The 21,987-nt window shown below is 65.9% G+C and carries 23 protein-coding genes and 1 tRNA gene; 13 read left to right on the top strand and 11 right to left on the bottom strand.

Going from position 1 to position 21,987, the window contains the following annotated elements; all coding sequences use genetic code 11:
* The first annotated feature begins 121 nt into the window (after positions 1–121).
* Both QM612_RS05880 and alr read left to right on the top strand, forming a co-directional pair.
* Positions 122–2,992, top strand: coding sequence for a TonB-dependent receptor domain-containing protein (locus tag QM612_RS05880; RefSeq protein ID WP_415252968.1), 2,871 nt, complete (start codon positions 122–124; stop codon positions 2,990–2,992).
* 70 nt (positions 2,993–3,062) lie between these two features.
* Positions 3,063–4,301: an alanine racemase gene (alr, locus tag QM612_RS05875; RefSeq protein WP_415252967.1), complete on the top strand. Its 1,239-nt coding sequence runs from the start codon at positions 3,063–3,065 to the stop codon at positions 4,299–4,301.
* 191 nt (positions 4,302–4,492) lie between these two features.
* Here alr and QM612_RS05870 read toward each other — a convergent pair whose 3' ends face one another.
* The 4 genes from QM612_RS05870 to QM612_RS05855 form a co-directional block, all read right to left on the bottom strand.
* Positions 4,493–4,990, bottom strand: coding sequence for a DUF3368 domain-containing protein (locus QM612_RS05870; RefSeq protein ID WP_415252966.1), 498 nt, complete (start codon positions 4,988–4,990; stop codon positions 4,493–4,495).
* On the bottom strand, positions 4,987–5,319 hold the full coding sequence (locus QM612_RS05865) for a UPF0175 family protein (RefSeq protein WP_415252965.1): 333 nt from the start codon (positions 5,317–5,319) through the stop codon (positions 4,987–4,989). The genes QM612_RS05870 and QM612_RS05865 overlap by 4 nt, the downstream gene beginning before the upstream one ends.
* A gap of 33 nt (positions 5,320–5,352) precedes the next feature.
* Complete coding sequence (locus tag QM612_RS05860) at positions 5,353–5,751, bottom strand: hypothetical protein (protein WP_415252964.1); 399 nt, start codon at positions 5,749–5,751, stop codon at positions 5,353–5,355.
* 206 nt (positions 5,752–5,957) lie between these two features.
* Positions 5,958–6,033, bottom strand: a tRNA-Phe gene (locus QM612_RS05855).
* A gap of 155 nt (positions 6,034–6,188) precedes the next feature.
* Between QM612_RS05855 and QM612_RS05850 the strand changes: the two genes are divergently transcribed.
* On the top strand, positions 6,189–6,611 hold the full coding sequence (locus tag QM612_RS05850; protein WP_415252963.1) for a DUF6491 family protein: 423 nt from the start codon (positions 6,189–6,191) through the stop codon (positions 6,609–6,611).
* On the opposite strand, the gene QM612_RS05845 is transcribed toward QM612_RS05850, so the two are convergent.
* The 4 genes from QM612_RS05845 to ftsY all read right to left on the bottom strand — a co-directional run bounded on the left by QM612_RS05845 (position 6,593) and on the right by ftsY (position 10,442).
* Entirely contained in the window at positions 6,593–6,862 is a 270-nt protein-coding gene (locus QM612_RS05845) for an oxidative damage protection protein (protein ID WP_415252962.1), read from the bottom strand. The genes QM612_RS05850 and QM612_RS05845 overlap by 19 nt on opposite strands.
* A gap of 3 nt (positions 6,863–6,865) precedes the next feature.
* A complete protein-coding gene (gene mutY / locus QM612_RS05840) occupies positions 6,866–7,912 on the bottom strand; it encodes an A/G-specific adenine glycosylase (protein WP_415252961.1) in 1,047 nt (348 codons plus the stop codon).
* 10 nt (positions 7,913–7,922) lie between these two features.
* Positions 7,923–9,158 (bottom strand): hypothetical protein, encoded by a 1,236-nt coding sequence (locus QM612_RS05835; protein ID WP_415252960.1) that lies wholly within the window; start codon positions 9,156–9,158, stop codon positions 7,923–7,925.
* Between the two features lie 69 nt (positions 9,159–9,227).
* Positions 9,228–10,442: a signal recognition particle-docking protein FtsY gene (ftsY, locus tag QM612_RS05830; RefSeq protein ID WP_415252959.1), complete on the bottom strand. Its 1,215-nt coding sequence runs from the start codon at positions 10,440–10,442 to the stop codon at positions 9,228–9,230.
* On the opposite strand from ftsY, the gene rsmD reads away from it, so the two are divergent.
* The 7 genes from rsmD to QM612_RS05795 all read left to right on the top strand — a co-directional run bounded on the left by rsmD (position 10,377) and on the right by QM612_RS05795 (position 15,608).
* On the top strand, positions 10,377–10,991 hold the full coding sequence (gene rsmD, locus QM612_RS05825; RefSeq protein ID WP_415252958.1) for a 16S rRNA (guanine(966)-N(2))-methyltransferase RsmD: 615 nt from the start codon (positions 10,377–10,379) through the stop codon (positions 10,989–10,991). The genes ftsY and rsmD overlap by 66 nt on opposite strands.
* 4 nt (positions 10,992–10,995) lie before the next feature.
* A complete protein-coding gene (gene coaD, locus QM612_RS05820; protein WP_415252957.1) occupies positions 10,996–11,496 on the top strand; it encodes a pantetheine-phosphate adenylyltransferase in 501 nt (166 codons plus the stop codon).
* 73 nt (positions 11,497–11,569) lie between these two features.
* Positions 11,570–12,058: a hypothetical protein gene (locus tag QM612_RS05815; protein WP_415252956.1), complete on the top strand. Its 489-nt coding sequence runs from the start codon at positions 11,570–11,572 to the stop codon at positions 12,056–12,058.
* A gap of 125 nt (positions 12,059–12,183) precedes the next feature.
* Positions 12,184–12,447, top strand: coding sequence for a YfhL family 4Fe-4S dicluster ferredoxin (locus QM612_RS05810; RefSeq protein ID WP_415252955.1), 264 nt, complete (start codon positions 12,184–12,186; stop codon positions 12,445–12,447).
* Complete coding sequence (gene ggt / locus QM612_RS05805; protein ID WP_415252954.1) at positions 12,444–14,168, top strand: gamma-glutamyltransferase; 1,725 nt, start codon at positions 12,444–12,446, stop codon at positions 14,166–14,168. Before QM612_RS05810 ends, ggt begins: the two co-directional genes overlap by 4 nt.
* Before the next feature lie 142 nt (positions 14,169–14,310).
* A complete protein-coding gene (locus QM612_RS05800; RefSeq protein ID WP_415252953.1) occupies positions 14,311–15,210 on the top strand; it encodes an MBL fold metallo-hydrolase in 900 nt (299 codons plus the stop codon).
* Complete coding sequence (locus QM612_RS05795; RefSeq protein ID WP_415252952.1) at positions 15,207–15,608, top strand: MAPEG family protein; 402 nt, start codon at positions 15,207–15,209, stop codon at positions 15,606–15,608. The genes QM612_RS05800 and QM612_RS05795 overlap by 4 nt, the downstream gene beginning before the upstream one ends.
* A gap of 105 nt (positions 15,609–15,713) precedes the next feature.
* Here the strand turns inward: QM612_RS05795 and upp are convergent, their stop codons facing one another.
* Together upp and QM612_RS05785 are read right to left on the bottom strand one after the other, a co-directional pair.
* Entirely contained in the window at positions 15,714–16,346 is a 633-nt protein-coding gene (upp, locus tag QM612_RS05790) for a uracil phosphoribosyltransferase (protein ID WP_415252951.1), read from the bottom strand.
* 8 nt (positions 16,347–16,354) lie between these two features.
* Complete coding sequence (locus tag QM612_RS05785) at positions 16,355–16,765, bottom strand: hypothetical protein (protein ID WP_415252950.1); 411 nt, start codon at positions 16,763–16,765, stop codon at positions 16,355–16,357.
* Positions 16,766–16,809: 44 nt separating this feature from the next.
* Here QM612_RS05785 and QM612_RS05780 point away from each other — a divergent pair, with 44 nt between their 5' ends.
* Positions 16,810–17,142, top strand: coding sequence for an MGMT family protein (locus tag QM612_RS05780; RefSeq protein WP_415252949.1), 333 nt, complete (start codon positions 16,810–16,812; stop codon positions 17,140–17,142).
* Positions 17,143–17,184: 42 nt separating this feature from the next.
* Entirely contained in the window at positions 17,185–17,847 is a 663-nt protein-coding gene (locus tag QM612_RS05775; protein ID WP_415252948.1) for a rhomboid family intramembrane serine protease, read from the top strand.
* A 139-nt stretch (positions 17,848–17,986) separates the two neighbouring features.
* Here the strand turns inward: QM612_RS05775 and QM612_RS05770 are convergent, their stop codons facing one another.
* Positions 17,987–19,999 carry a M13-type metalloendopeptidase gene (locus tag QM612_RS05770; RefSeq protein ID WP_415252947.1) on the bottom strand — a complete coding sequence of 671 codons (2,013 nt, stop codon included), beginning with the start codon at positions 19,997–19,999 and terminating at the stop codon, positions 17,987–17,989.
* A gap of 167 nt (positions 20,000–20,166) precedes the next feature.
* Here QM612_RS05770 and QM612_RS05765 point away from each other — a divergent pair.
* Positions 20,167–21,987, top strand: a 1,821-nt coding sequence (locus QM612_RS05765) for an OPT family oligopeptide transporter (protein WP_415252946.1), incomplete at its 3' end; no start/stop codon positions are given.

Genomic DNA, 21,987 nt, shown 5'->3' with positions numbered 1-21,987 from the left:
GGTCGTCGGTCGATGGACGGATTCGTGAAAGCAGGCAGAACCGAAAAGTTTGCCGATCCCGGCTGTTCCCCCACTCTCTGTCCAGCAAGGTGAACTCATGCACATCCAACCAGACCTCCGATTGAACCTTTTGTGCGCGGCCGTGCTGGCCGCGATTGCCGCTCCCGCCGCGGCACAGCAGGCCGACACGCCCTCCAAGGACACGCCCTCCAAGGAGGTGACGACGACACTCGACAAGGTCAGCGTCACCGGCTCGCGCATCAAGCGCACCGATATCGAAGAGGCGTTGCCGATCACCGTCGTCAGCAAGCAGGAAATCGAGGCGCAGGGCATCACCTCGGCCGAGCAACTGCTGCAGTTCCTCAACATCGCCGGCAACGGTGCCGACGGCCTCACATCGGCATCAGTGGACATGGACCTGGGCGAGCTGCGCGGCACTGCCGGCGTGTCCGGTGCCAACCTGCGCGGGCAGGGGTCCGACGCCACCCTGGTGCTGCTCAATGGCCGTCGCGTCGCCACCCACGGTCTGCGCGGGCAGGCGGTGGACCTGAACTCGATTCCGTTCGCGGCGATCCAGCAAGTCGAGGTGCTGCGCGATGGTGCCTCGGCGGTGTACGGCACCGACGCCATCGGCGGCGTGGTCAACTTCATCACCCGCACCGACTACCAGGGCGTCACCCTCAACGGCGGTTTCGACGTGACCCAGGATGGCGGCGGCAACATCTACAACTTCAGCGTGCTCGGTGGCGTCGGCGATCTCGACACCGGTCGCTGGAACGCCTGGGGTACGGTCAACTACCGGCGCAGTGAGTTCCTGCGCAGTTACCAGCGCGACTTCGCCAACAGCTTCCAGCCCGACCGCGGCGTCTCGCCCGACACCCGTGGCACGCCGTTCGCCACGGTGACCAACGCCACCGGCGGCATCATCAACGGTTCGCTGACCGACCCTGACGGCGGCGGCGCGATGCGCTACATCAACATCCTCAACCTGCCGGGTGGCGCGGGCTGCGAGAGTGGTGGGCCCAACATGGGGCCATACGACTACCGGCTGTGGGATAGTGCCAGTTCGAAGTACGCCTGCGCCTGGGACTATCCGGCTGCGCAGGCGTTGCAGCAGCCGCAGGAGAGCGTGCAGTTCCTGGGGCGCACCACCTTCAAGATCGACGAGACCCATCGCCTCTACGCCGAGGCGATGGCCTCGCGGGTGGTCTCAAAGCGCGAATACGAGCCGCTGCAGCTCACGTCGAGCGCGTCGGCGACCGCCGTGCTTGATCCGAGTACCTGGTATCCGCTGAACGCGAATACCCAGGCCACCTACGACATGATCTACGACGCGCTGGCCGACTATTTCGGCACGGACAACCTGATTTACGGCAACAGCATTCCCTACCGCTGGCGCTGCATGGCCTGCGGCCCGCGTCAGGTCGAAACCACGACCAAGGCCTATCGCTTGCTGGCCGGGGTGGAGGGCAACATCGGCACGTGGGATTACGATGTTGGCCTGTCGCGCGCGTCGAGCAAGGCGGAGTCGGTGCTCGCCAGCGGCTATTACTTCTCCAGCGGGCTGAAGCAGGCGTTGGGCAGCGGCCTGCTGAATCCGTTCCTGGCGTCGGGCGAGCAGAGCGCGGAGGCCATGGCTGCGCTGGAAGCGGCGTCGGCCACTGGTGTGCATCTGTATGGCGGCGAGTCCACCGTTACCACGCTGGACGCGAGCTTCAGCGGTGGCCTCGGCTTCAACCTGTGGGGTGGCGAGGTGCAACTGGCGACTGGCGGCGAGATTCGGCGCGAGGAGTTCAGGTTCGCCGGTGTGCAGATGCTGGATGGCCTGGAACTGAACTACGACACCGTCTATCAGGCACCGTTTGACGGCAGCAGCGAATTGCCCAAGGTCCACCGCGACATCAAGGCGCTGTACGCCGAAGCCTACCTGCCAATCCTGAGCAGCCTGGAAGTGACGCTGGCGCTGCGCCACGATCGCTACGACACCTTCGGAGGCACCACCAACCCGAAGTATTCGTTCAAGTGGCAGCCGATTGAGTCGCTGGCGTTCCGCGGTGCCTACAGCACCGGCTTCAAGGCACCCGAGTTCACCAAGCTGTTCGCCGGCGTCAACCGGGTGGACTACTTCGGCCTCGACCTGGCCGACCCGGCCACATGTCCCACCGGCAGGGCCAATTCCACGGAGCCGGGCTGTGGCGTGATCCAGCCAACCATCATCACCGGCGGCAAGACCGACCTGCAACCGGAGGAATCGCGGCAAAAGAGCCTGGGCCTGGTGTTCGCGCCGACCGCCAGGTTCAACCTCAGCCTGGATTGGTGGCAGATCGAGCGCATCAACACCATCCGCTCGCCCGACCTCAACACGCTGATCGAAAACTATGACCTGTTCTCCGACAACTGGATCCGCGACAGCAGCGGCAAGGTGACGGCAATCGACCGCCGCTTCATCAACTCCGGCGGCACCCTGATCAGCGGCGTGGAGCTGGACGCCAACCTCAACGGTGAACTGGCCGGCGGTCGCTGGAACCTCAACCTCAACGGCAGCTACATCGACAGCTTCAGGGAAAAGCCGCTGGCCAACGAGCCATACAGCACGAACAAGGTCGGCGAGTATGTGCAGTTCTACAACCTGCCGTTGAAGTGGAAGCACACCCTGAGCTTCGGCTGGTCGAAGGGCGACTGGTCGCACATGCTGACCCAGGTCTATCGCGCCGGCTACAAGGACGAGGAACCTGTGAGCGTCGCCGGCGGCACCTACACGCCGTCGAACTGGAACCCCGACGTCGATGACTACATCACCTACAACTACAGCCTGAGCTGGACCGGACTGAGCAAGACCAAGCTCACCTTCGCGGTGCGCAACCTGCTGAACACCGATCCGCCGTTCACCGCGCACCAGGTGGACTTCGCCTCGGGCGCGGCGTGGGAGCCGCGGGTGGCCGATCCGCGCGGCCGTTCGTTCAACCTGATGGTCGAATACAGCTTCGACTGAACCTGCGAATCGATCGATCCGATCCACAGCCAGCCGTCGCCGGGCCACCGGCGGCGGCGCGGAGGACGCCATGCACGATCGCAGTCCCGTTTCCTTCGGCCGTCGCCGCTTCGTAGCGGCCTCGGTCGGTTTGGCGGTTGTTGCCGCCATCGATGCGCATGCGTCGCCGCTGCTGCGCGCGCAGCAGCGGGCGCACGCGGAATCCAATGCGTGGATCGAGGTCGATCCCGCCGTGCTCGATCACAACATCGGGCTGATCCGGTCGATGCTGGTCGGTGGTGCGCAGGTATGTGCGGTGATGAAGGCCGACGCCTACGGCATTGGCATCGAGCTTGCGATGCCCAGCATCCTCGCGGCGGGCTTTCCCTGTGTCGGCATCGCCAGCAACGAGGAAGCACGGGTGGCGCGCGCCTGCGGTTTCAAGGGACGCCTGTTGCGGGTGCGTGCGGCCACCCCGGACGAGGTCGAGGACGCATGGCCCTTCAAGGTCGAGGAACTGGCAGGCAATCTTGCCGCGGCAAGAAGCATGGCCGGCATCGCCCGCAGGCGCGGGCGGACATTGCGCGTGCATCTGGCGCTCAATTCGGCGGGCATGAGCCGCAACGGGATCGAGATGCACGTCGCGCAGGGCAGGCAGGATGCGCTGGAGATTGCGAAGCTGGAGGGCTTGCGGATCGTCGGCATGATGACCCACTTCCCGACCGAGGAACGCGACGACATCCTGCAGGGCGTGGAGACCTTCAAGTCACAGGCCGCATGGCTGTTCGCCAACACCACGCTGCGGCGGCAGGACGTGCTCCTGCACGCTGCCAATTCCTTCGCCGTCCAGAACATCCCCGAATCGCACCTGGACATGGTGCGCCCCGGCGGCGCGCTGTACGGCTACGGCGGCACGCCCAAGCCACCGTTTGCGCACGCCGCCTCGTTCAAGACGCGCGTGGCTGCGGTCAATGCGTATCCGGCGGGTGACACGGTGAGTTACGACCGCACCTACACCCTGAAGCGGGACTCGCTGCTCGCCAATCTCCCCGTGGGGTATTCGGACGGCTACCGCCGTGCGTTCTCGAACAGCGGCAGCGTGCTGGTTCGCGGGCAGCGCGCACCGGTGGTGGGCCGCGTCACCATGAACACCACGATGGTGGACGTGACCGACATCCCCGGCGTCGAAATCGGCGACGAGGTCGTGTTGTTCGGCAAGCAGGGCGCGGAGGAGATCACCCAGGCCGAGATCGAGCGGATCACGGGCGTGATCCTGGCCGACCAGTACACCATCTGGGGCACCTCGAACCCGAAGCTGCTGCGGCCCTGAGCGCGGGCGATTTGACCGTCAGATCCCACAAACGAAAAGCCCCGCATCGGCTGAAACCGTTGCAGGGCTTGCGTTTGCGTTCGCTTCGGATGGTGGCGAAACACGGAACCGACCCCGTGCCCGCGTTCAGAGCCAGATAGTAACGCCTTGGCCTTGAGGCTGTGGCTTCGACAATTTGGCCGTTTGATGGATCAGCGGGTCTCGTCCGCGAGACGCAAGGCTTGATCGATCAGCGCCTGCGAAATACGGTAGCCGCTGGCCTGCATCCTCTCCAATGCAGGCGCGACGCGTTCGAGCTTGCCGATGCGCTTGGCTTGCAGCAGCACACCCAGCACACCGAACAGGGGCACGCCTTGGCGGGTCGCGGTTTGGCGACCACGACGCTCGTCCATCAGCACGCCGCAGTCCAGGGCGTGCGCAAGGCTCAGGGCCTGCGCCTCGCCTTCGTCGAGGTGGCCGACGGCAGCGGCATAGACGGCGTCATCGCGGTTGGGATGCACCTGCGCGCGGGCCTGAACGAAGGCAGCGATGTCGACCGCACCCGGGCGCGAGCGATCTGCCGTGGTTTCATCCAGCACCTTTTGCGGCACATGGAGCACATCGAAGACGGCGACCAGCAGTTCCAGTTGACCGCATCCGGCCAGCGCAATCAGTGGCCCGGAATCGGAAACGACGACAGGCCGACTCATTGCGCCGCATCGAAGGCAGCGAGTTCCTGCTCCAGTTCCGCCGGGTCGTGATCGACCACCGGGATGCCCTGCGCAGACAGATGGGCCAGAAACTGCGGCAGGCTCATCCGGGCCACCTTGGCGGCGCGCGCGGAGGTCATCTCGCCGCTCTTGAACAGGTTCACGGCCAATGCCGTATGGACGCCCGCCTCCAGCAACTCATCGGTGAAGGGAACGCTGACGAACAGCGGCTGCCCGTGGCGGGTGACGAGCGCAAGCCGCCCTTCGTCAGCTTCACGGCTGAGGTCACCGGAGCGCTCTCGCAGTTCGCGGATGGTGAAGGTGTGCATGGGGGGCGCCTCAAAGTGTTCCCCTGAATTGGGTCACAAATCAGCATCCGCGTCAAGAATCATGGCAGATGCCGGCCCAATCGATGAGCGTTCGCCGGCGTGCGTGACCGTGCGGCTGCGGTGATCGGTCAGCGGTTTGCCGGCCTCCCGGCCCAGCCATGCGTCAATCGTCGCCAGATCGTCGCGCACCTGCTGCGGCGCTTCCGGGCGCGCGGCCAGACCGTTGAGCATTTCCAGATAGACATGCCCCATCTCGTGCATGAACGTCGATGCGTCCTTGCCTTCCAGCAGGGTGATGTCGAAGATGCGCGCGCCGCCCTCCCGCCGGAAGCCGACCTTGCCGCGCGGCTGTTCGGCGGTGCGCTGGAAAAGCGAGTCGCCAGAGGCAGAAACCCCGCCAACGGCGGGGTCTTGGATGTTCTTGGCGTGCAAGAGAAAAGCGAATGTTCGCTGCGAATGTGGCAGCGTGCAAAAGCTGTGTTCAATCGGACAAGTGGCCCTGATCCAGCTGTCCTAGCCTGCGGCAAGTAGGGGTGGAGTAGGGACGTGGAGAGGGCGATAAGAGAGTCGATGTCACAAACAAAAAGCCCCGCATCGGCTGAAACCGTTGCAGGGCTTGCGTTTGCGCCCACTTCGGATGGTGGCTCGGGACGGAATCGAACCGCCGACACGGGGATTTTCAATCCCCTGCTCTACCAACTGAGCTACCGAGCCAAAGGCCGAAGCGAGCCGCGCATGATACGGATGCGGGGCGGGCAGGGCAAGCAGCCCCGGCGCTGAATGTCCTTGCAGGGGGGCTTGCATGGGTAAAGCGTCCGTTGGGCTTTGCGGGCGGATGATGGGGCGCATCGCCGCATTGGAGTCCTGCCATGAAAGCCGTTCTCGTTTCCGTGCTTGTGGTGCTGACCCTTTCGGGTTGCGCCAGCAACCGTCTTGGCGACAGTGATCGCCTTGCGATGTACATGGCGCATGCGGGTGCGCCGGTGAACCAGGTGCGCTATCTAGAACCCATCGGTTGGGACCGGGTTGACGACCAGCACGTGGTGCTGGAGATGCGGCCCAATGAAAGCTGGCTGCTCGACCTGTCCGGGCCGTGCCTGGATTGGGGCAGTGGTTCCCCGTTCCTGAAGGTGTCCACGATGAACGGCATGACCCTGTCGCGGTTCGACAAGGTGATCGTGCCGGGCTCGGAAATCAGCTGCCAGATCCGCGAAATCCGCCCGCTCGACGTCAAGGCGCTGCGCGCCGCGCGCAAGCAGCTGGAAGCGAAGGCTCAGGCTTCCGGCACGTAACCGGCGGGTGCTTCGGCACCGCCGCCGAACAGGAACTTCAGCATCTCGCCTTCAAGGAAGGCGCGGTGCTGCGGGTTGAGCGGTGACAGCCGGTTCTCGTTGATGAGCATGGTCTGGTGCGCCAGCCAGCGCTGCCAGGCCGGTTTGCCGACGCTTGCGAACACGCGCTTGCCGGCCTCGCCGGGCCAGGGCGGGAAGTCGAGGCCTTCGGTCTCGATGCCGTCCACTTCGCAATGCACCATCCTCGTCATCTTTCATTCCTTGTCGATCAATCGCCGCACCGGCGCAGGCAGGCCGATCCCGGCCAGTTCCGCGCGCGATGCCCAGCGCAGGTCGGGATTATCGCCCACCGCGTTGCGCGGCTTCACGTTATCGATGTGCAGCGGCTGGATGCGCAGGCGGTAATGGCTGAAGCCGTGCTGGATCGTTTCGCCCGTGCGTGCCTTTGCGAAGTCACCGCGTGCATGTTTGTCGAACACGATGTTTGCCGATGCTGTGTCCTCCGCTTCCGGCAGCGACCACAGCGATGCCCAGATGCCGGCCGGTGGCCTGCGTTGCAGCAGCACGCGGCCTTCGCCATCGCGCAGCACCAGCATGTGGGTTTCGCGTTCCGGCAGCGGTTTGCCGGGCTTGGGATGCGGAAGTTCGGCGGTGCGTCCTTCGATGCGCGCGACACACACGTCCTGCAGCGGACAGATCGCGCAGGCCGGATCGGCGCGGGTACATAGCGTCGCGCCAAAATCCATTTGCGCCTGCGTCCAGTCGGCCAGCCGCGCATCGGGCAACAGCGTTTCGGCAATCGCCCATAGCTGCTTTTCGACCTTGGGCAGGCCGGGCCAGCCTTCGATGCCGAACACCCGGCACAGCACGCGTTTGACGTTGCCATCGAGGATCGGCGCGGCATCGCCCCATGCCTGCGACAGGATCGCGCCGGCGGTACTGCGGCCGATGCCGGGCAGTGCGATGAGCGCGTCCAGGTCGCGCGGCAGGTCGCCATCATGATTTTCGACGCAGCGCTTTGCCGCTGCGTGCAGGTTGCGGGCGCGGGCGTAGTAGCCAAGTCCCGACCACAGCGCCAGCACGTCGTCCTGCGGCGCGCGCGCCAGCGCCGGTAGCTCGGGCAGGGCGGCGACGAAGCGGTCGAAGTAGCCGGTCACCACCGAGACCTGCGTCTGCTGCAGCATGATTTCGCTCAGCCACACGCGGTACGGCGTGCGCGGGTGCTGCCAGGGCAGGTCATGGCGACCGTGGCGGTCGAACCACGCCAGCAGGCGCGTGGCGATATCGCGTTCGCTGTTCACGGCGTGCTGTTCACGGCGTGTCGTCGATTTCGATTTCGACGCCTTCAAGCGTCGCGCCGGACACTTCCACGCGCGGCACCGACAGCGTGCCTTGCAGCGGTGGCAATGGCGAAGCGGCTTTTGCATCCAGCCATGTGAGCACGGCGGGCAGACGGAAGCGTGTGTCGAAGCGGGCGTCATCGCGTTGCAGTTGCAATGAAGCGATATCGGAAAAATCGATGCCGCCTTGATAATCCAGTGCGAACGGCATCGCAGAAGAAGACCGCGAAAGCGGTGCGGGCAATGCCGGCCAAGTATCCGGCCAGTCCTTGATGCTGCCGTCCAGCTTCACGCGCAGCACGCGGCCCACCGAGAGGCTGCCGCGCGCGCGCGCATCCGGGATCGCGCCGCTGCCGTCCAGCACCACGGTGACCGGCACGAAGCGCCAGGTCGCCTTGTTGAAGGACATCGGCCCATGCAGGCCCAGCCGGAACGGCAGTTCGCTGGATGCCGATTTGTAGTGCGCGGCGATGCCGACCTTGGCCGGTTTCATCAATGCGGAATCCCTGCCGATGCGCAGCGGCCCGGCAAGAAAGACCTGCGCCGGCACCTGCCAGCCGGGCTGCGAAAACGACAGCGTGCCAACGCTGGCGATGCCGCTTGCACGGCCTGCGAGCAGGCGGTCGGGATGTTCCAGCGTGATCGCAAGATCGGCGGGAATCGAAAGCGGTGCCGCGAAATAGCGCCCACGCACGCGGGCGCGCAGCGCCTGCGCGGGATGCAGCGTGGGCACGTCGATATGCAGGCCGTCGATGTTCCAGTCGTCGTTGTCGATGCGGCCATCGACGATGCGCAGGCCGTCGGTCAGCGTTGGCAGCCGCGTCTCACCACCGGGCGGGCGCGTTGCCAGCCAGCGCTGCAATGCCGGGATGTCCAGCGTGGGTGCATCCAGTTCGATGCGCTGCACGACGAGATCATCGCCGCGCGTGCGCAGCGTGCGCCACGGCAGCGAGACGAATACGCGCCGCGCACGCAGCAGCGGCTGGTCGCCCGTGCGCATGGCTTCGACATCGCGCAATACCAGTTGCGGCGTGCCGCGCAGACGGTAGTCGATGCCGGTGGCGGTGATTTCAAGGCCGAGCGTGTTGCCCAGCGTGCGCAGCAGATAGCGGCCCGCGCGCTGCGGTTGCAGCAGCCAGCCGAGCAGGAGCAGGGCCATCAGGAGGATGGCGAAGGTGACGATGGCGATGCGAATGACGCGCTTCATCGCGGTTCATCGATCAAGAGCTGGACTCCCGCTTTCGCGGGAGTGACGAGCAAAAAAAGCGCGTCGGCGTCACCCGCCCAGCGATTCGGGAAGCAATGCATCGACGAATGCCTCGGCATCAAACACCCGCAGGTCTTCCGGGCGCTCGCCGATGCCGGCGTAGCGGATCGGGATGCCGAACTCGCGTGCCAGCGCGAACACCACGCCGCCCTTGGCGGTGCCGTCCAGCTTGGTGACGACCAGGCCGGTGACGCGCACCTTCTTGCCGAACTCGCGCACCTGGTTGATCGCGTTCTGGCCGGTGGTGCCGTCGATCACCATCAGCACTTCGTGCGGTGCTTCTGCATCCAGCTTGCCCAGCACGCGGCCGACCTTCGCCAGTTCATCCATCAGCCCGCCTTGCGTGTGCAGGCGTCCGGCGGTGTCGGCGATCAGCACGTCAACGCCGCGCGACTTCGCGGCCTGCAATGCGTCGAACGCCACCGAAGCGGCATCCGCATTCTGCCCCTGCGCCACCACCGCAACGCCGTTGCGTTCGCCCCATGCCTGCAACTGGGCGACGGCGGCGGCGCGGAAGGTGTCGCCAGCGGCCAGCATCAGGCTGCGGCCCTCGTCCTTGTAACGGCGCGCCAACTTGCCGATGGTGGTGGTCTTGCCGGCCCCGTTGATGCCCACGGTGAGGATGACGAAGGGCTGCTTCGATGTGTCGATCTGCAGCGGCTGCGCCACCGGCACCAGCATCGCCACCAGTTCGGCGCGCAGCGCCTTGAGCAGGGCATTGGCATCGGCGAATTCACGCGCCTTCATCCGCTTGCGCATCGCTTCCACCAACTGGGTGCTGGCGTTTACGCCAACGTCGGCGGTGAGCAGGGCGGTTTCGATTTCGTCCAGCAGGTCATCGTCCAGCTTCGGGTTGCGCCCGAACAGCTCGGTGATGTCGCGGGTGAGGACGCTGGTGATGCGCTGCCGCCAGCCGGGTTTGCCTGGCGCTGCCGGGGCAGGCTGGGATGCGTCTTCGACGACCGCCTGCGGCTGTTCCGGCAAAGCGACAGCCGGCTCCTCGCCGGGCTGCGGGCGGGGCGTTTCGGGGGCGGGCTTGTTGCGGCGGAACCAGCTGACCATGCGTGCGTGACGTGCGGGAATCGGCGCTTTGCGCGGCAGCGCATGCGGATGGGCGAGAATGGCGCGCATGGTAGCACTCGCACCCGGCAAGCTTTGATGAACGCACGACACCCGCAGGCACGCGGCGGTGGTTCCGGCAGTGTCCGCATCATTGGCGGCCACTGGCGCGGCACCCGCCTGCCGGTGCCGGACAGCCCCGGCCTGCGCCCGACCTCCGACCGGGTGCGCGAAACCCTGTTCAACTGGCTGCAACCCGTATTGCCCGGCGCGCGGGTGCTGGACCTGTTTGCCGGCAGCGGAGCGCTGGGGCTGGAGGCGGTTTCGCGCGGGGCGGCATTCGCGCAACTGGTCGAAGCCGACCCGGCGCTGGCGCATGCGCTGCAAGCAGCGGTGAACCGGCTGGATGCGGCGGGACAGGTGGCGGTGCAGCGCGCTGATGCGCTGGCATGGCTGCGTGGGGCGCAGACGGAATGCTTCGACATCGCCTTCGTCGATCCGCCATTCGCCGCCGGCCTGTGGGATGCGGTGCTGGCGGCACTGCCGGCGCGGATGGCGGCGACCGGCTGGCTTTATCTGGAATCGCCCGCAGGCCACGTGCCCGTGGTTCCGGCGGAATGGGTGCTGCATCGCGAAAACCGCACCCGCGAGGTGCGCTATGCCTTGTACCGGCGCGCTACACTGGCGCAATCCCAGCCAGCGGCCAATCCCTGACGACATGAGCGTTGCGAAGCGCACCGCGGTTTATCCGGGCACGTTCGACCCGATCACCAACGGCCATCTTGATCTGGTGGATCGCGCCGCGCCGTTGTTCGAGCGGCTGATCGTGGGCGTGGCCGCAAGCCCCACCAAGGGCCCGGCGCTGCCGCTGGAGCTGCGCGTGCAGCTGGCGCGCGATGCGCTGTCGCACCATGCCAACGTGGAAGTGCGCGGGTTTGATTCGCTGCTGGCGCATTTCGTGCGCGGTTGCGGGGCCGGCGTGTTGCTGCGCGGCCTGCGCGCGGTGTCGGATTTCGAATACGAGTTCCAGATGGCAAGCATGAATCGCCACCTGATCCCGGAGGTGGAGACCTTGTTCCTCACCCCCGCCGAACAATACGGTTTCATCTCGTCGTCGCTGGTGCGCGAAATCTCGCGCCTTGGCGGCGACGTTTCCGGCTTCGTGCCTGCCGCCGTGGCGGCTGCGCTCGAAGCGCACAGGCGGAGCAGGGCCGGATGATGGGCCCGCACGCCACCCGCGTTGCTGCCAACAGCGACGTGATTCCATCCACAGCCATACCGGGGGAACACCCATGAAGACCTTGACCCGCCTGTTCGTGATTGCCTGCCTCGTGTTGCCGTTTTCCGCCTGCAAGAAGGAAGAAGCGAAGGTGGAAGTGGTGCAGGCACCGCTGTCGGTGCCGACCACCGACGATGTCACCGCCTGGCGTGCCTACGTGAACGACGTTGCCACCCGCAACATGGACGGCATCACCAACAGCCCGTTCGTCTATTTCCTGCCCAGCGAGAAGAACGAGGACTTCGGCGGCCAGTACGAGCGCCTGCTGGAGAAGCTGGAGCAGGATCTGGGACGCGGCATCATTGCCGGCAACATGCTGGTGTTTGCATCGCCCGCGCAGGAAAAGACGGCCGAGATGCTGGAAGTCGCGTTCAAGCAGGTGCCGGCGGGCAGCATGAAGGACGTGAAGGTGATCTATGTCGGCACGCCGATCCTGGGCGAGCGCGTCAAGGCGGCGGTTACGCCTGCGGGCGTGAACTACGTTTTCGTCGAAGCGAAGTAAGCGCGAACCCCTCGCCCGCCTTCGGCACCCTCTCCCCGCAGGCGGGGAGAGGGACATGATGTTGCTTCGTCACATGCCATCGGGACGAAGGTGGTCGCAGGCCGGATGATGGGTGGATTCTCCCGATGTCGCTGAAGATCAACGAGCTCTGCGTCAACTGCGATGTCTGCGAGCCCGCCTGCCCGAACAAGGCGATCTCGATGGGCGCGGAGATCTACGTGATCGATCCGGCCCTGTGTACCGAATGCGTGGGGCATTTCGACGAGCCGCAATGCGTTGTGGTCTGCCCGGTCGAATGTATCGACCCCGATCCCGATTTCCCCGAAACGCAGGACGACCTGCTGGCCAAGCTGGCGCGCCTGCAAGGACAAGGAGACAAGGCAGCATGAAACGATTGTCCACGCTGTTGACGAGTGCCCTGTTGCTGCTGCCGCTGCTGGCGTTCGCGCAGGCTTCGACGGATGCGCGTCCGCCGGGCGCAGCGGTGGCATCGGCGCATGCGCTGGCGACCGAAGCCGGCATCGACGTGCTGAAGCAGGGCGGCAATGCCTTCGATGCCGCAGTGGCGGTGTCGGCGGCGCTGTCGGTGGTCGAGCCGATCAGCTCCGGGCTGGGTGGCGGTGGCCTGTGGCTGCTGCACGATGCCCGCAGCGGGCGCGATGTGTTCATCGATGCGCGCGAGACCGCGCCCGCTGCCGCCACGCCGCAGGCATTCCTCGACAAGGACGGCAATCTTGACCGTGACCGCGCGCAGAACGGCCCGTGGTCGGCCGGCATCCCCGGCCTGCCGGCGATGCTGGTGCATGTGGCCGAAACCTACGGCAAGTTGCCGCTGAAGCAGTCGCTGGCACCGGCCATCCGCATCGCCCGCGAAGGGTTCCCGGTGTATGCGCGGATGGCGCGCGGCTATGAAGCCAAGCGCACGGTGATGGAGCGCTACCCCGGCACGCGCGCGGTGTTCTCGCCGGGCGGCAAGCCGATCCGCGAAGGCGAGCTGTTCCGCCAGCCCGACCTGGCTGCCACCTTGCAGCGGCTGGCCGAGCAGGGTTTCGATGGCTTCTATCGCGGCACCACCGCGAAGCGGCTGGTCGCCGGGGTCAACGCCAGCGGTGGCAAGTGGACGCTGGCGGAACTGGCCGGCTACGCCGTCAAGGAGCGCGAGCCGATCCGCTTCCGCTATCACGGCTGGGACATTGTCACCGCGCCGCCGGTGTCGTCGGGCGGCATCGCGCTGGCGCAGATGCTGCAAATCCTGGAACCCTACGACCTGAAGGCGATGCCGCAGGCGGAGCAGGTGCATCTGGTGGCCGAATCGATGCGCCGCGCCTTCCGTGACCGCACCTTCTATCTGGGCGATCCGGATTTTGTCGATGTCCCGATGAAGACGCTGACCAGCAGTGACTATGCCGCCGGCCTGCGCGCAACCATCAACCCGGCCAAGGCCACGCCCAGCGACATGCTCTCGGGCCAGCCCACGCCGATGGAGGACGAGGAAACCACCCATTTCTCGATCATCGATGCGCAGGGCAACCGCGTTGCCGGCACCCAGACCGTGAACCTGCTGTACGGCTCCGGCCTGGTCGCACCCGGTACCGGCGTGCTGCTCAACGACGAGATGGACGACTTCGCGCTGAAACCCGGCACGCCCAACGCCTTCGGGGTGATGGGCTATGAGGCGAATTCGCCGAAGCCGGGCAAGCGCATGCTCAGCTCGATGACGCCGACCTTCATGGAATCACCCGGCAAGGTGGCGGTGCTGGGAACGCCGGGCGGCACCCGCATCATCACCATGGTGCTGCTGGGCATCCTGGGTTACGACGCCGGTCTGGACGCGCAACAGGTCGCGGCCTTGCCGCGCTATCACCACCAGTGGTGGCCGGACGCGATCGAAGCCGAACCCAAGGCCTTCACCGCCGAAACCGTGCGTGCGCTGCAGGCGCTGGGGCACAAGCTGGAACTGCCGCCCGACGAGGCCGAGGGCGGGCGCGGTTCCAGCCACGTCTGGGGCAACCTGCAGACCGTGGAGTGGGATCGCGCCGCCAACGTGCTGCGCGGCGGCACCGACCCGCGCAATCCGGTGGGCAAGGCCGAAGTGTTGCCGTTGCCGTAGTTTGAATAGCTGTCATTCCGGCGAAAGCCGGAATCTAGCTCTTGCCGTTGCTCCAGAAGATCAGAAACTGGATTCCGGCTTGGACAGCCATTCGGCTGTCAGGAGCGACGCCGGAATGACGTGAGGCGCGTAAACTCGCTGCATGAAACTCTGGTCGATCCTTGGCAACTCGCAGAAGCTCGACGGCGGCGCGATGTTCGGCAATGCGCCGCGCGCGCTGTGGCAGCGCTGGACAACAGTCGATGCCGACAACCGCATCGACCTGGCCTGCCGCGCGCTGCTGGCATCGCCACTCAATGGCAAGACCGTGCTGTTCGAAACCGGCATCGGCGCGTTTTTCCCGCCGGAACTGCGGCAGCGCTATGGCGTGATCGAACAGAACCACGTCTTGCTGGAGTCGTTGGCGGCGGCAGGGTTTTCGCATGAGGACATCGATGTCGTGGTGCTCTCGCATCTGCATTTCGACCATGCCGGTGGCCTGTTGGCGCCATGGTCGGAAGGCGAGCCGCCGCGCTTGCTGTTCCCCAACGCGACATTCGTGATCGGCAAGCAGCATTGGCAGCGCGCACTGCATCCGCATCCGCGCGACCGCGCCAGCTTCATCCCGGAACTGCCGGGCCTGCTGGAAGCCAGTGGCAGGTTGGAACTGGTCGATGGCGACTGGTCGCAGGCGCTGGGAAGCGGCGTGCGGTTCTCCTTCAGCGATGGACACACGCCGGGATTGATGCTGGCCGAGATCGTTGGCCCTGAACGGATCGATGGTGAAGCGCACGGCGGCGTGGTGTTCTGCGCCGACCTGATCCCCGGCAGGCCGTGGGTACACGTGCCGATCACCATGGGCTACGACCGCAATGCGGAACTGTTGATCGACGAGAAGCGCGCCTTCCTCGAAGACAAACTGGCGCGTAACGTGCGCCTGTTCTTCACCCACGACACCGGCTGCGCACTGGCGCAGGTGGTGCGTGACGAGAAGGGCAAGTTCGGCACCACGCACGAACACGCGCAGCTGCACGCCCGCCCACTGCTTGGAGAAGCCGCATGATGCCGCGCATTACCCTGCTGATCGCTTCGCTGCATGTCCTGCTGTTCGTGGTGCTGAGTTTCCGCGTGGTGCTGCATCGCAGGGCGCGTGGGATCGGCGTGGGTACCGGCGGTGACGAGGCCATGACCCGCAAGATGCGCGTCCACGGCAATTTTTCAGAGTACGTGCCGCTGGCGCTGCTGATGCTGGCACTGCTGGAGCTGTCGCAGCTTGCCCCTGCGTGGATCTGGACGCTTGGCATCGTGCTGCTGGTTGCGCGTGTGCTGCATGCGATCGGGCTGAATGGTTCCGCCGGTTATTCGACGGGGCGCTTTGTTGGCGCGGCCACGACCTTTGCCCTGCTCACCGTGATGGCGCTGCTGGGCATCTGGCGATTCGTGCTGCCGATGGCGCTTTGATTCGCTAGACCGTCGGGCGTCCTCGATGTGCCGAGCAAGACGGTATCTACAGATAGAGAGTTGGCGCGCTTTTCGTGGATGCGGAGCTTGCTCCGCATGGTGTGCTCAACCCACCGGCGTACCGAACAGCCTGTCACCGGCATCGCCTAGGCCCGGCAGGATGTAGGCGTTTTCGTCCAGCCGTTTATCGATGGCAGCCACATAGACTTCGATGTCCGGATGCGCGGCTTCAAGCGCACGCAGGCCTTCCGGCGCGGCGACCAGGAAGATGCCCTTGATCCGCGTGCAGCCTGCGGCCTTCAGCAGATCAATCGCCGCAACCGCGCTGCCGCCGGTTGCCAGCATCGGGTCGATAAGCAGCGCCGTGCGTTGTTCCATGCGGTCGGCCAGCCGCTGGTAATAGCCTTCCGGTTGGTGGGTGGCCTCGTTGCGGCGCAGACCGATCACGCTCACCGGCGCTGCCGGCAGCAGTGCCTGCACACCCGGCAGGAAGCCAAGCCCCGCACGCAGGATCGGTACCAGCGTGAGGTGTTCGCCACGGACGTGATCGACCTCCAGCGGGCCGGCCCACGTTGGCACCTTGCGTGTTTCGACGGGCAGGTCGCGGGTGGCTTCAAACGCAAGCAGCGCGGCTACTTCGCCGGCAAGCTGGCGAAACAGCACCGGGTCGGTGCCGATATCGCGCAGCATGCCCAGCTTGTGGCGGACGAGGGGATGGCGGACTTCGACGGTCTTCATGCGCGCGCCTACAACAGGTCGCCGCCCGCCGAGATGCGGTGTTCCATCTCGTCGCCCATGCCGCCGATCTCCAGCACCAGCCGGTCGATTTCCGCCGCGTCCAGGCAATCGTAGGGGCGGTTTTCGCACAGTTGCAGATAGGGCACGCCGTCCAGTTCGCCGATGGCGAGATAACCCACCCGGCTGTGCCAGTTGAAGGCCAGTGCGCGGCGTGCGTCGATGCCGGTGATCGGGGCGATGGCGGTACTCACGCGCAGGTAGTCGCGGTCATCGTCGTCCTGCAGTTCGGACAGGAAGATCGCCTGATGCCGCTTGCCCTGTGCCAGCGACAATTCCACGCAGGCCACGAAGGGCTGTTGCAGGGTCATCCGGTAACCGGATGCAACCAGATGGCTGCGGATCTGCTCGAAGTTGTCCATGCGCTGCGGCTCCGGCCCAGATGTTGGGACTATGCTATCCCGCGATGCCCGACCTGTCCGCCGCCGAACGCATCCTTGCCGCGATCCGCGCCGTGCCGCGCGGGCAGGTGGCCGGCTACGGCATGATCGCGCGCCGCGCCGGCCTGCCCGGACGGGCGCGGATGGTGGCGCGCGTACTCGGCCAGACCGATGACCCCCAATTGCCCTGGCACCGCATCCTGCGCTCGGATGGGCGCATCGCCTTTCCGAAGGATTCGCCAGGCTGGCTGGAACAGGGCCAGCGCCTGCGCGCGGAAGGTGTCAACGTGCGCGATGGGCGCGTGCGCATGCCGAAGGATGATGAATCCCTCGACGCGGCACTCTGGCGACCGCGCTGAGCGGCGTATGATGCGCCGCAACGAAACCGGAACCCCGCACGGATGCTGCAAAGCCTGCCCCGCGTCACCAAGACGCTGCTGATCGCCAACATCGCGGCGTTCCTGCTGCAGTGGATGCTGGGCGAGGCCCGCTACGCCATGTTCGAGCTGTGGCCCTACGTGCAGGGCGGGATTCCGCAACTTGGAGGCGGTCAGTTGTTCATGCCGTGGCAGTTGCTGACTTACGGCTTCCTGCACGATCCCGCCGGCATCGCCCATATCGCCTTCAACATGCTGGCGCTGGTGATGTTCGGTGCGCCGCTGGAATACGCATGGGGCAGCCGCCGGTTCCTGACCTATTACCTGACCTGCGTGGTGGGTGCGGGCATCTGCCAGTTGCTTTTGACATCGTGGATGGTGATGCAGGACGGGCAGATCGGTTCCACCATCGGTGCATCCGGCGGCGTGTTCGGGCTGCTGCTGGCCTACGGCATGATGTTCCCGAACCGCAGGGTGATGCTGCTGTTCCCGCCCATCCCGATGAAGGCGCGCACGCTGGTGATCGTCTATGGCGTGTTCGAACTGATGCTTGGCTTCACCGGATTGCAGCCGGGCGTGGCCCACTTCGCCCACCTCGGCGGCATGTTGTTCGGCTGGCTGCTGATCCGCCACTGGCGCAAGCCACCGCCCGGCTCGCGCGGGCCGGATCTGCGCATGGTGCGTTGATTGATGTTGTAAACGAGACCGCCGGGCGTCAGCAAATCGTGCCGAGCAAGCTCGGCACCTCGCTGCCAGTTGTAGATGCGGAGCTTGCTCCGCATTGCCGGTGAATCATGCCGAGCACACTCGGCACCGACATCCGAGATCAATCGAAAATGCGGATCGGAGCATCAACCTTCGGCTGCATCGGCGTGCCGATCTTGCAACCAAACGCGGTACCGAACGCAGGCTGCTGGGTCAGCGGTGCATTGGTGCGCCACACGCCGGGTGCGCGCACTTCCTGCAGGCTGCGCTGCTGCGCCTCGGTGGCGGTGACCTGCTGCGCCCAGACCTGTGCCCAGCCGGTGTAGAACTGCTGGTCGGCCTGTGCGCCACCATTGGGCTGCGCGGCGCGCAGCGCGGCATGCGCCAGTTCCAGCCCGGCCATGTCGGCCACGTTTTCGTCGCGGGTCAGGCGACCGTTGACCTTGATGCCGGTCAATTGCGGATAGGGCAGGGCGTCGTACAGCGCCACCACCTTCTGTGCGGTTGCGTCCCATGCAGCGGCCTCGGCACCCGTCCACCAGTCGCGGATGTTGCCGTCGGCATCGACCAGCCGCCCGCGCGTATCGACGGCGTGGCTGAGTTCGTGGCCGACCAATGCGCCGAATGCGCCATAGCGCGCAGCGAGTGGCATCGCGGCATCCAGTACCGGTGCCTGCAACATCGCCGCGGTCACGATCAGGCGGTTGTGCGGCAGGTCGTAGGCCAGCGCCGGCTGCTGCGGCAGCACGTTCCAGCGGCGCTCGGCATTGTTCCTGCCGATCCGCTTCATTTCCTCGCGGTGCCGCCACGTTGATGCGATCAGCATGTTGCCGCCAAAGCTGCCGCGCCCCATCGGTTGCACGCTGTAGTCCAGATCGCGCCTGGGCGTGCCGATTTCGATACGCAGGCCGTCCAGCTTCTTCAATGCTTCCGTCTTCGCCGCAGCGCCCAGCGTGGTGCTGCGCGCGATGCCCTGCCGGAGTGCGTCGCGCACCTGGCCTGCGATCAGTTCGGCCTGCCTGCGGGTGTCGTCCGGCAGGTGGCGCGCGGCGTACTGGCGACCCAGCATCGGGCCGGCGGCCAGGTTGATCGCGTCCAGCACCTGCTGCCAGCGCGGTGCGGGTTCGGTCTGCCCTAGCAGCAGCTTGTTGCGGAAATCGAACGAGGCATCGCGCCATGCGCGCGCCATGTACGGCGCCATCGCATCGCCCACGCGCCAGCGCAGATAGGCCTTCCACTGCGCCGGTTTCAGCGTGCGCACCATCGCATCAAGCTGGGTGAACATCTCCGGATTGACCAGCGAGACGGTGTCGTCATTGACGCCTTGCGCCTTCAGGAAGGCATCCAGCTGCAGGCTCTTGTACTGCTTGCCAAGGCCACTCGTTGCGACCGGCGCAAAGTTGGCGCGCGGATCGCGCAGGTCAACCAGCGGGCGCGCGATGGCGGCAATGCGGCGCTCGGTGTCCAGCACCATGCCGGCCTGCTGCGCGCGTTCCTTTTCGGGCACGCCGGTCAGTGCCAGGATCTTGTGGATGTAGGCGGTGTAATGGCCCATCAGCGCCTGCGTGTCGGCGTCGGTGCGGGTGTAATAGGCCGGGTCGGGCAGGCCCAGCCCGCCCTGGCTGAAGTAGCCAAGATGCCGGCTCAAGTCGCGTAGATCGACATCGGCACTGAAATTGAACAACACCGGGATGCCCACCTGATGCAGCGCGGCGATGGCCGGTGCCACGTCGGTATTGCGCTTGATGCCGTCGATGCGCTTGAGCAGCGGCGCAACCGGGTTTGCACCATCGCGTTCGATCGCGGCTTCGTCCAGCCCGCTGGCCCAGAAATCGCCCAGCAGTTTTTGCACGCTGTCCTGCGGCGAAGCCATCGCCTGATCCAGCAGGTCGCGCTGTTGCTGCTGCGCGCGGGCGGCGAGCTGGCCCAGCGAGGAGATCGCGCCGCTGCCCGGCATCGGGTTTGCGGCCAGCCAGTCCTTGTTCGCCTGCGCGTGGAAGTCCGTGCATTCCGCCGCGACCGCGGGCGTCTTGGACTTCGCCGCCTTCTTCCTGGCGGCGTGTGCATCCGGGGCTGCCGCACCGGCAAGCAGGGCGATGGCAAGGGCGATGGCGAGCGGGCGCGGGTTGGGCATGCTTCGGTCTCGTCAGCAATGGTGGATGCCGGAGTTTAGCGCGGCAGCCATGCCGGTGGCCTGAAGGAATGCCGCAGTGCGGCATCGCGCGCGCATGGCGTCCCGCACTGGACTTGCCAACCGGCAGCGTTTAGGTTGCGGCGATTGCATTCCATCGGAGTGGGACGATGACGAACCCCGGTTCTGCTGCACCGCAGCTCACCTTCCGCGCAGTGGTACTGGCGGTCATTCTGGCGATGATTTTGTCCGCAGCGAATGCCTACCTCGGCCTGTTCGCGGGCCTGACCATCGCCACCGCGATCCCGGCGGCGGTGGTGTCGATGGGCGTGCTGCGGTTGCTGGGTGGCGGCACCATCCTCGAAAACAACATCGTGCAGACCGGTGCGTCGGCGGGTTCGTCGATTGCCGCAGGCGTGATCTTCACCATTCCCGCGCTCATCATTCTGGGCTACTGGCAGGACTTCAAATACTCGTGGGTGCTGGCGATTGCCGGCCTTGGCGGTTTGCTGGGCGTGCTGTTCTCGGTGCCCTTGCGGCGCTCGATGATCGTGGAAGACCCGTTGCCCTTCCCGGAAGGCAAGGCGGCGGCGGAAGTGCTGAAGGCGGGCGAGAACCCCGGCCCCGGCCTGAAGATCCTCGGGCTTTCCGCGACCATCGGCGCGCTGGTGAAACTGGCTGCCGAAAGTGGCCTGCGCATGATCCCGGACAACGCGGCAGGTGCGGGCTTCTTCGGCAAATACCTTGGCTACATGGGCACCGGGCTGTCGCCGGCGCTGCTGGGCGTGGGCTACATCGTTGGCCTGAACATCGGGATAGTCGTGGTGTCCGGCAGCATCCTTGCCTACAACATCGCGATCCCGATCTACCACGCCTACGCGGCCTCGTTCGATCCCACCTTCGCCACCCAGCTCGCCGGCCTGAGCGCTGCCGATGCCGCCGGCCTGATCCGCGCGGAGAAGGTGCGCTACCTCGGCGTTGGCACCATGCTGATCGGCGGCATCTGGACGCTGTTCTCGTTGCGCAAGTCGCTGCTGTCGGGCGTGAAGAGCGGCATCGCGGCAGCGCGCAAGGGCTCGGGCGGCGCTGACCTGCCGGAAACCGAACGCGACCTGCCGATGAAGTGGATGCTGATCGCGCTGCTGCTGTTCGTGCTGCCGCTGCTGGGCCTGTACCAGGCCATCGTGCAGAACTGGGGCGTGAGCGTGCCGATGACGCTCATCATGATCGTGGCCGGTTTCCTGTTCGTGTCGGTGTCGGCCTATCTCGCGGGGCTGGTCGGATCAAGCAACAACCCGGTGTCGGGCATCACCATCGCCACCATTCTCTTTGCTTCCGTGGTGTTGATGCTGCTGCTGGGCAGCGACTCCAAGATCGGCGCAGTAGCCGCGATCATGATCGGCGCGGTGGTGTGCTGCGCGGCGGCGGTCGGTGGCGACAACCTGCAGGACCTCAAGGCCGGTTACATCGTCGGCGCAACACCGTGGAAGCAGCAGCTGATGCTGGGCATCGGCGCGTTCTCCTGCGCACTGATCATGGCGCCGGTGCTGAACCTGCTGGCGCAGGCTTACGGCATCGGTGACCCCACTCGCCCGGGATCGTTGCAGGCGCCGCAGGCCACGCTGATGGCATCGGTGGCGCAGGGCCTGTTCGGCGGCAAGTTGCCGTGGGACATGATTATCGCCGGCGGCGTGATTGGTGCTGCCGTGATTGCCTTCGATGGCTGGCTGAAGTCGCGCAATTCCAGCTTCCGCGTGCCGGTGCTGGCGGCTGCCATCGGTATCTACCTGCCGCTGGAGCTGATGGTGCCGATCTTCCTTGGCGGGCTGCTGGCGCACATCGTCGAGAAGCGCCACGGCATCGTCGGCACGCATGACGAAAGCCTGCGCGATCGCGTGCATCGCCCCGGCGTGCTGTTCTCCGCTGGCCTGATTACCGGCGAGGCACTGATGGGAATTGCGATTGCGATTCCGATCGTGGTCAGCGAGCGT

It is taken from the genome of Thermomonas sp. (genome assembly GCF_047606765.1).
Taxonomy (GTDB): domain Bacteria; phylum Pseudomonadota; class Gammaproteobacteria; order Xanthomonadales; family Xanthomonadaceae; genus Thermomonas.
Note: the sequence above shows the minus strand (reverse complement) of the source record. Positions and strands in the feature narration are given on the sequence as shown.

Bases quoted from the DNA above. Each gene is read 5' to 3' on its own strand.
- QM612_RS05845 (WP_415252962.1), bottom strand. From the start codon at position 6,862: ATGACGAGGATGGTGCATTGCGAAGTGGACGGCATCGAGACCGAAGGC.
- QM612_RS05850 (WP_415252963.1), top strand. From the start codon at position 6,189: ATGAAAGCCGTTCTCGTTTCCGTGCTTGTGGTGCTGACCCTTTCGGGT.
- upp (WP_415252951.1), bottom strand. From the start codon at position 16,346: ATGAAGACCGTCGAAGTCCGCCATCCCCTCGTCCGCCACAAGCTGGGC.
- QM612_RS05775 (WP_415252948.1), top strand. From the start codon at position 17,185: ATGCTGCAAAGCCTGCCCCGCGTCACCAAGACGCTGCTGATCGCCAAC.
- QM612_RS05810 (WP_415252955.1), top strand. From the start codon at position 12,184: ATGTCGCTGAAGATCAACGAGCTCTGCGTCAACTGCGATGTCTGCGAG.
- QM612_RS05865 (WP_415252965.1), bottom strand. From the start codon at position 5,319: ATGCACACCTTCACCATCCGCGAACTGCGAGAGCGCTCCGGTGACCTC.
- rsmD (WP_415252958.1), top strand. From the start codon at position 10,377: ATGAACGCACGACACCCGCAGGCACGCGGCGGTGGTTCCGGCAGTGTC.
- QM612_RS05785 (WP_415252950.1), bottom strand. From the start codon at position 16,765: ATGGACAACTTCGAGCAGATCCGCAGCCATCTGGTTGCATCCGGTTAC.
- QM612_RS05780 (WP_415252949.1), top strand. From the start codon at position 16,810: ATGCCCGACCTGTCCGCCGCCGAACGCATCCTTGCCGCGATCCGCGCC.
- alr (WP_415252967.1), top strand. From the start codon at position 3,063: ATGCACGATCGCAGTCCCGTTTCCTTCGGCCGTCGCCGCTTCGTAGCG.
- QM612_RS05800 (WP_415252953.1), top strand. From the start codon at position 14,311: ATGAAACTCTGGTCGATCCTTGGCAACTCGCAGAAGCTCGACGGCGGC.
- QM612_RS05815 (WP_415252956.1), top strand. From the start codon at position 11,570: ATGAAGACCTTGACCCGCCTGTTCGTGATTGCCTGCCTCGTGTTGCCG.
- QM612_RS05795 (WP_415252952.1), top strand. From the start codon at position 15,207: ATGATGCCGCGCATTACCCTGCTGATCGCTTCGCTGCATGTCCTGCTG.
- QM612_RS05770 (WP_415252947.1), bottom strand. From the start codon at position 19,999: ATGCCCAACCCGCGCCCGCTCGCCATCGCCCTTGCCATCGCCCTGCTT.
- QM612_RS05835 (WP_415252960.1), bottom strand. From the start codon at position 9,158: ATGAAGCGCGTCATTCGCATCGCCATCGTCACCTTCGCCATCCTCCTG.
- ggt (WP_415252954.1), top strand. From the start codon at position 12,444: ATGAAACGATTGTCCACGCTGTTGACGAGTGCCCTGTTGCTGCTGCCG.
- coaD (WP_415252957.1), top strand. From the start codon at position 10,996: ATGAGCGTTGCGAAGCGCACCGCGGTTTATCCGGGCACGTTCGACCCG.
- QM612_RS05870 (WP_415252966.1), bottom strand. From the start codon at position 4,990: ATGAGTCGGCCTGTCGTCGTTTCCGATTCCGGGCCACTGATTGCGCTG.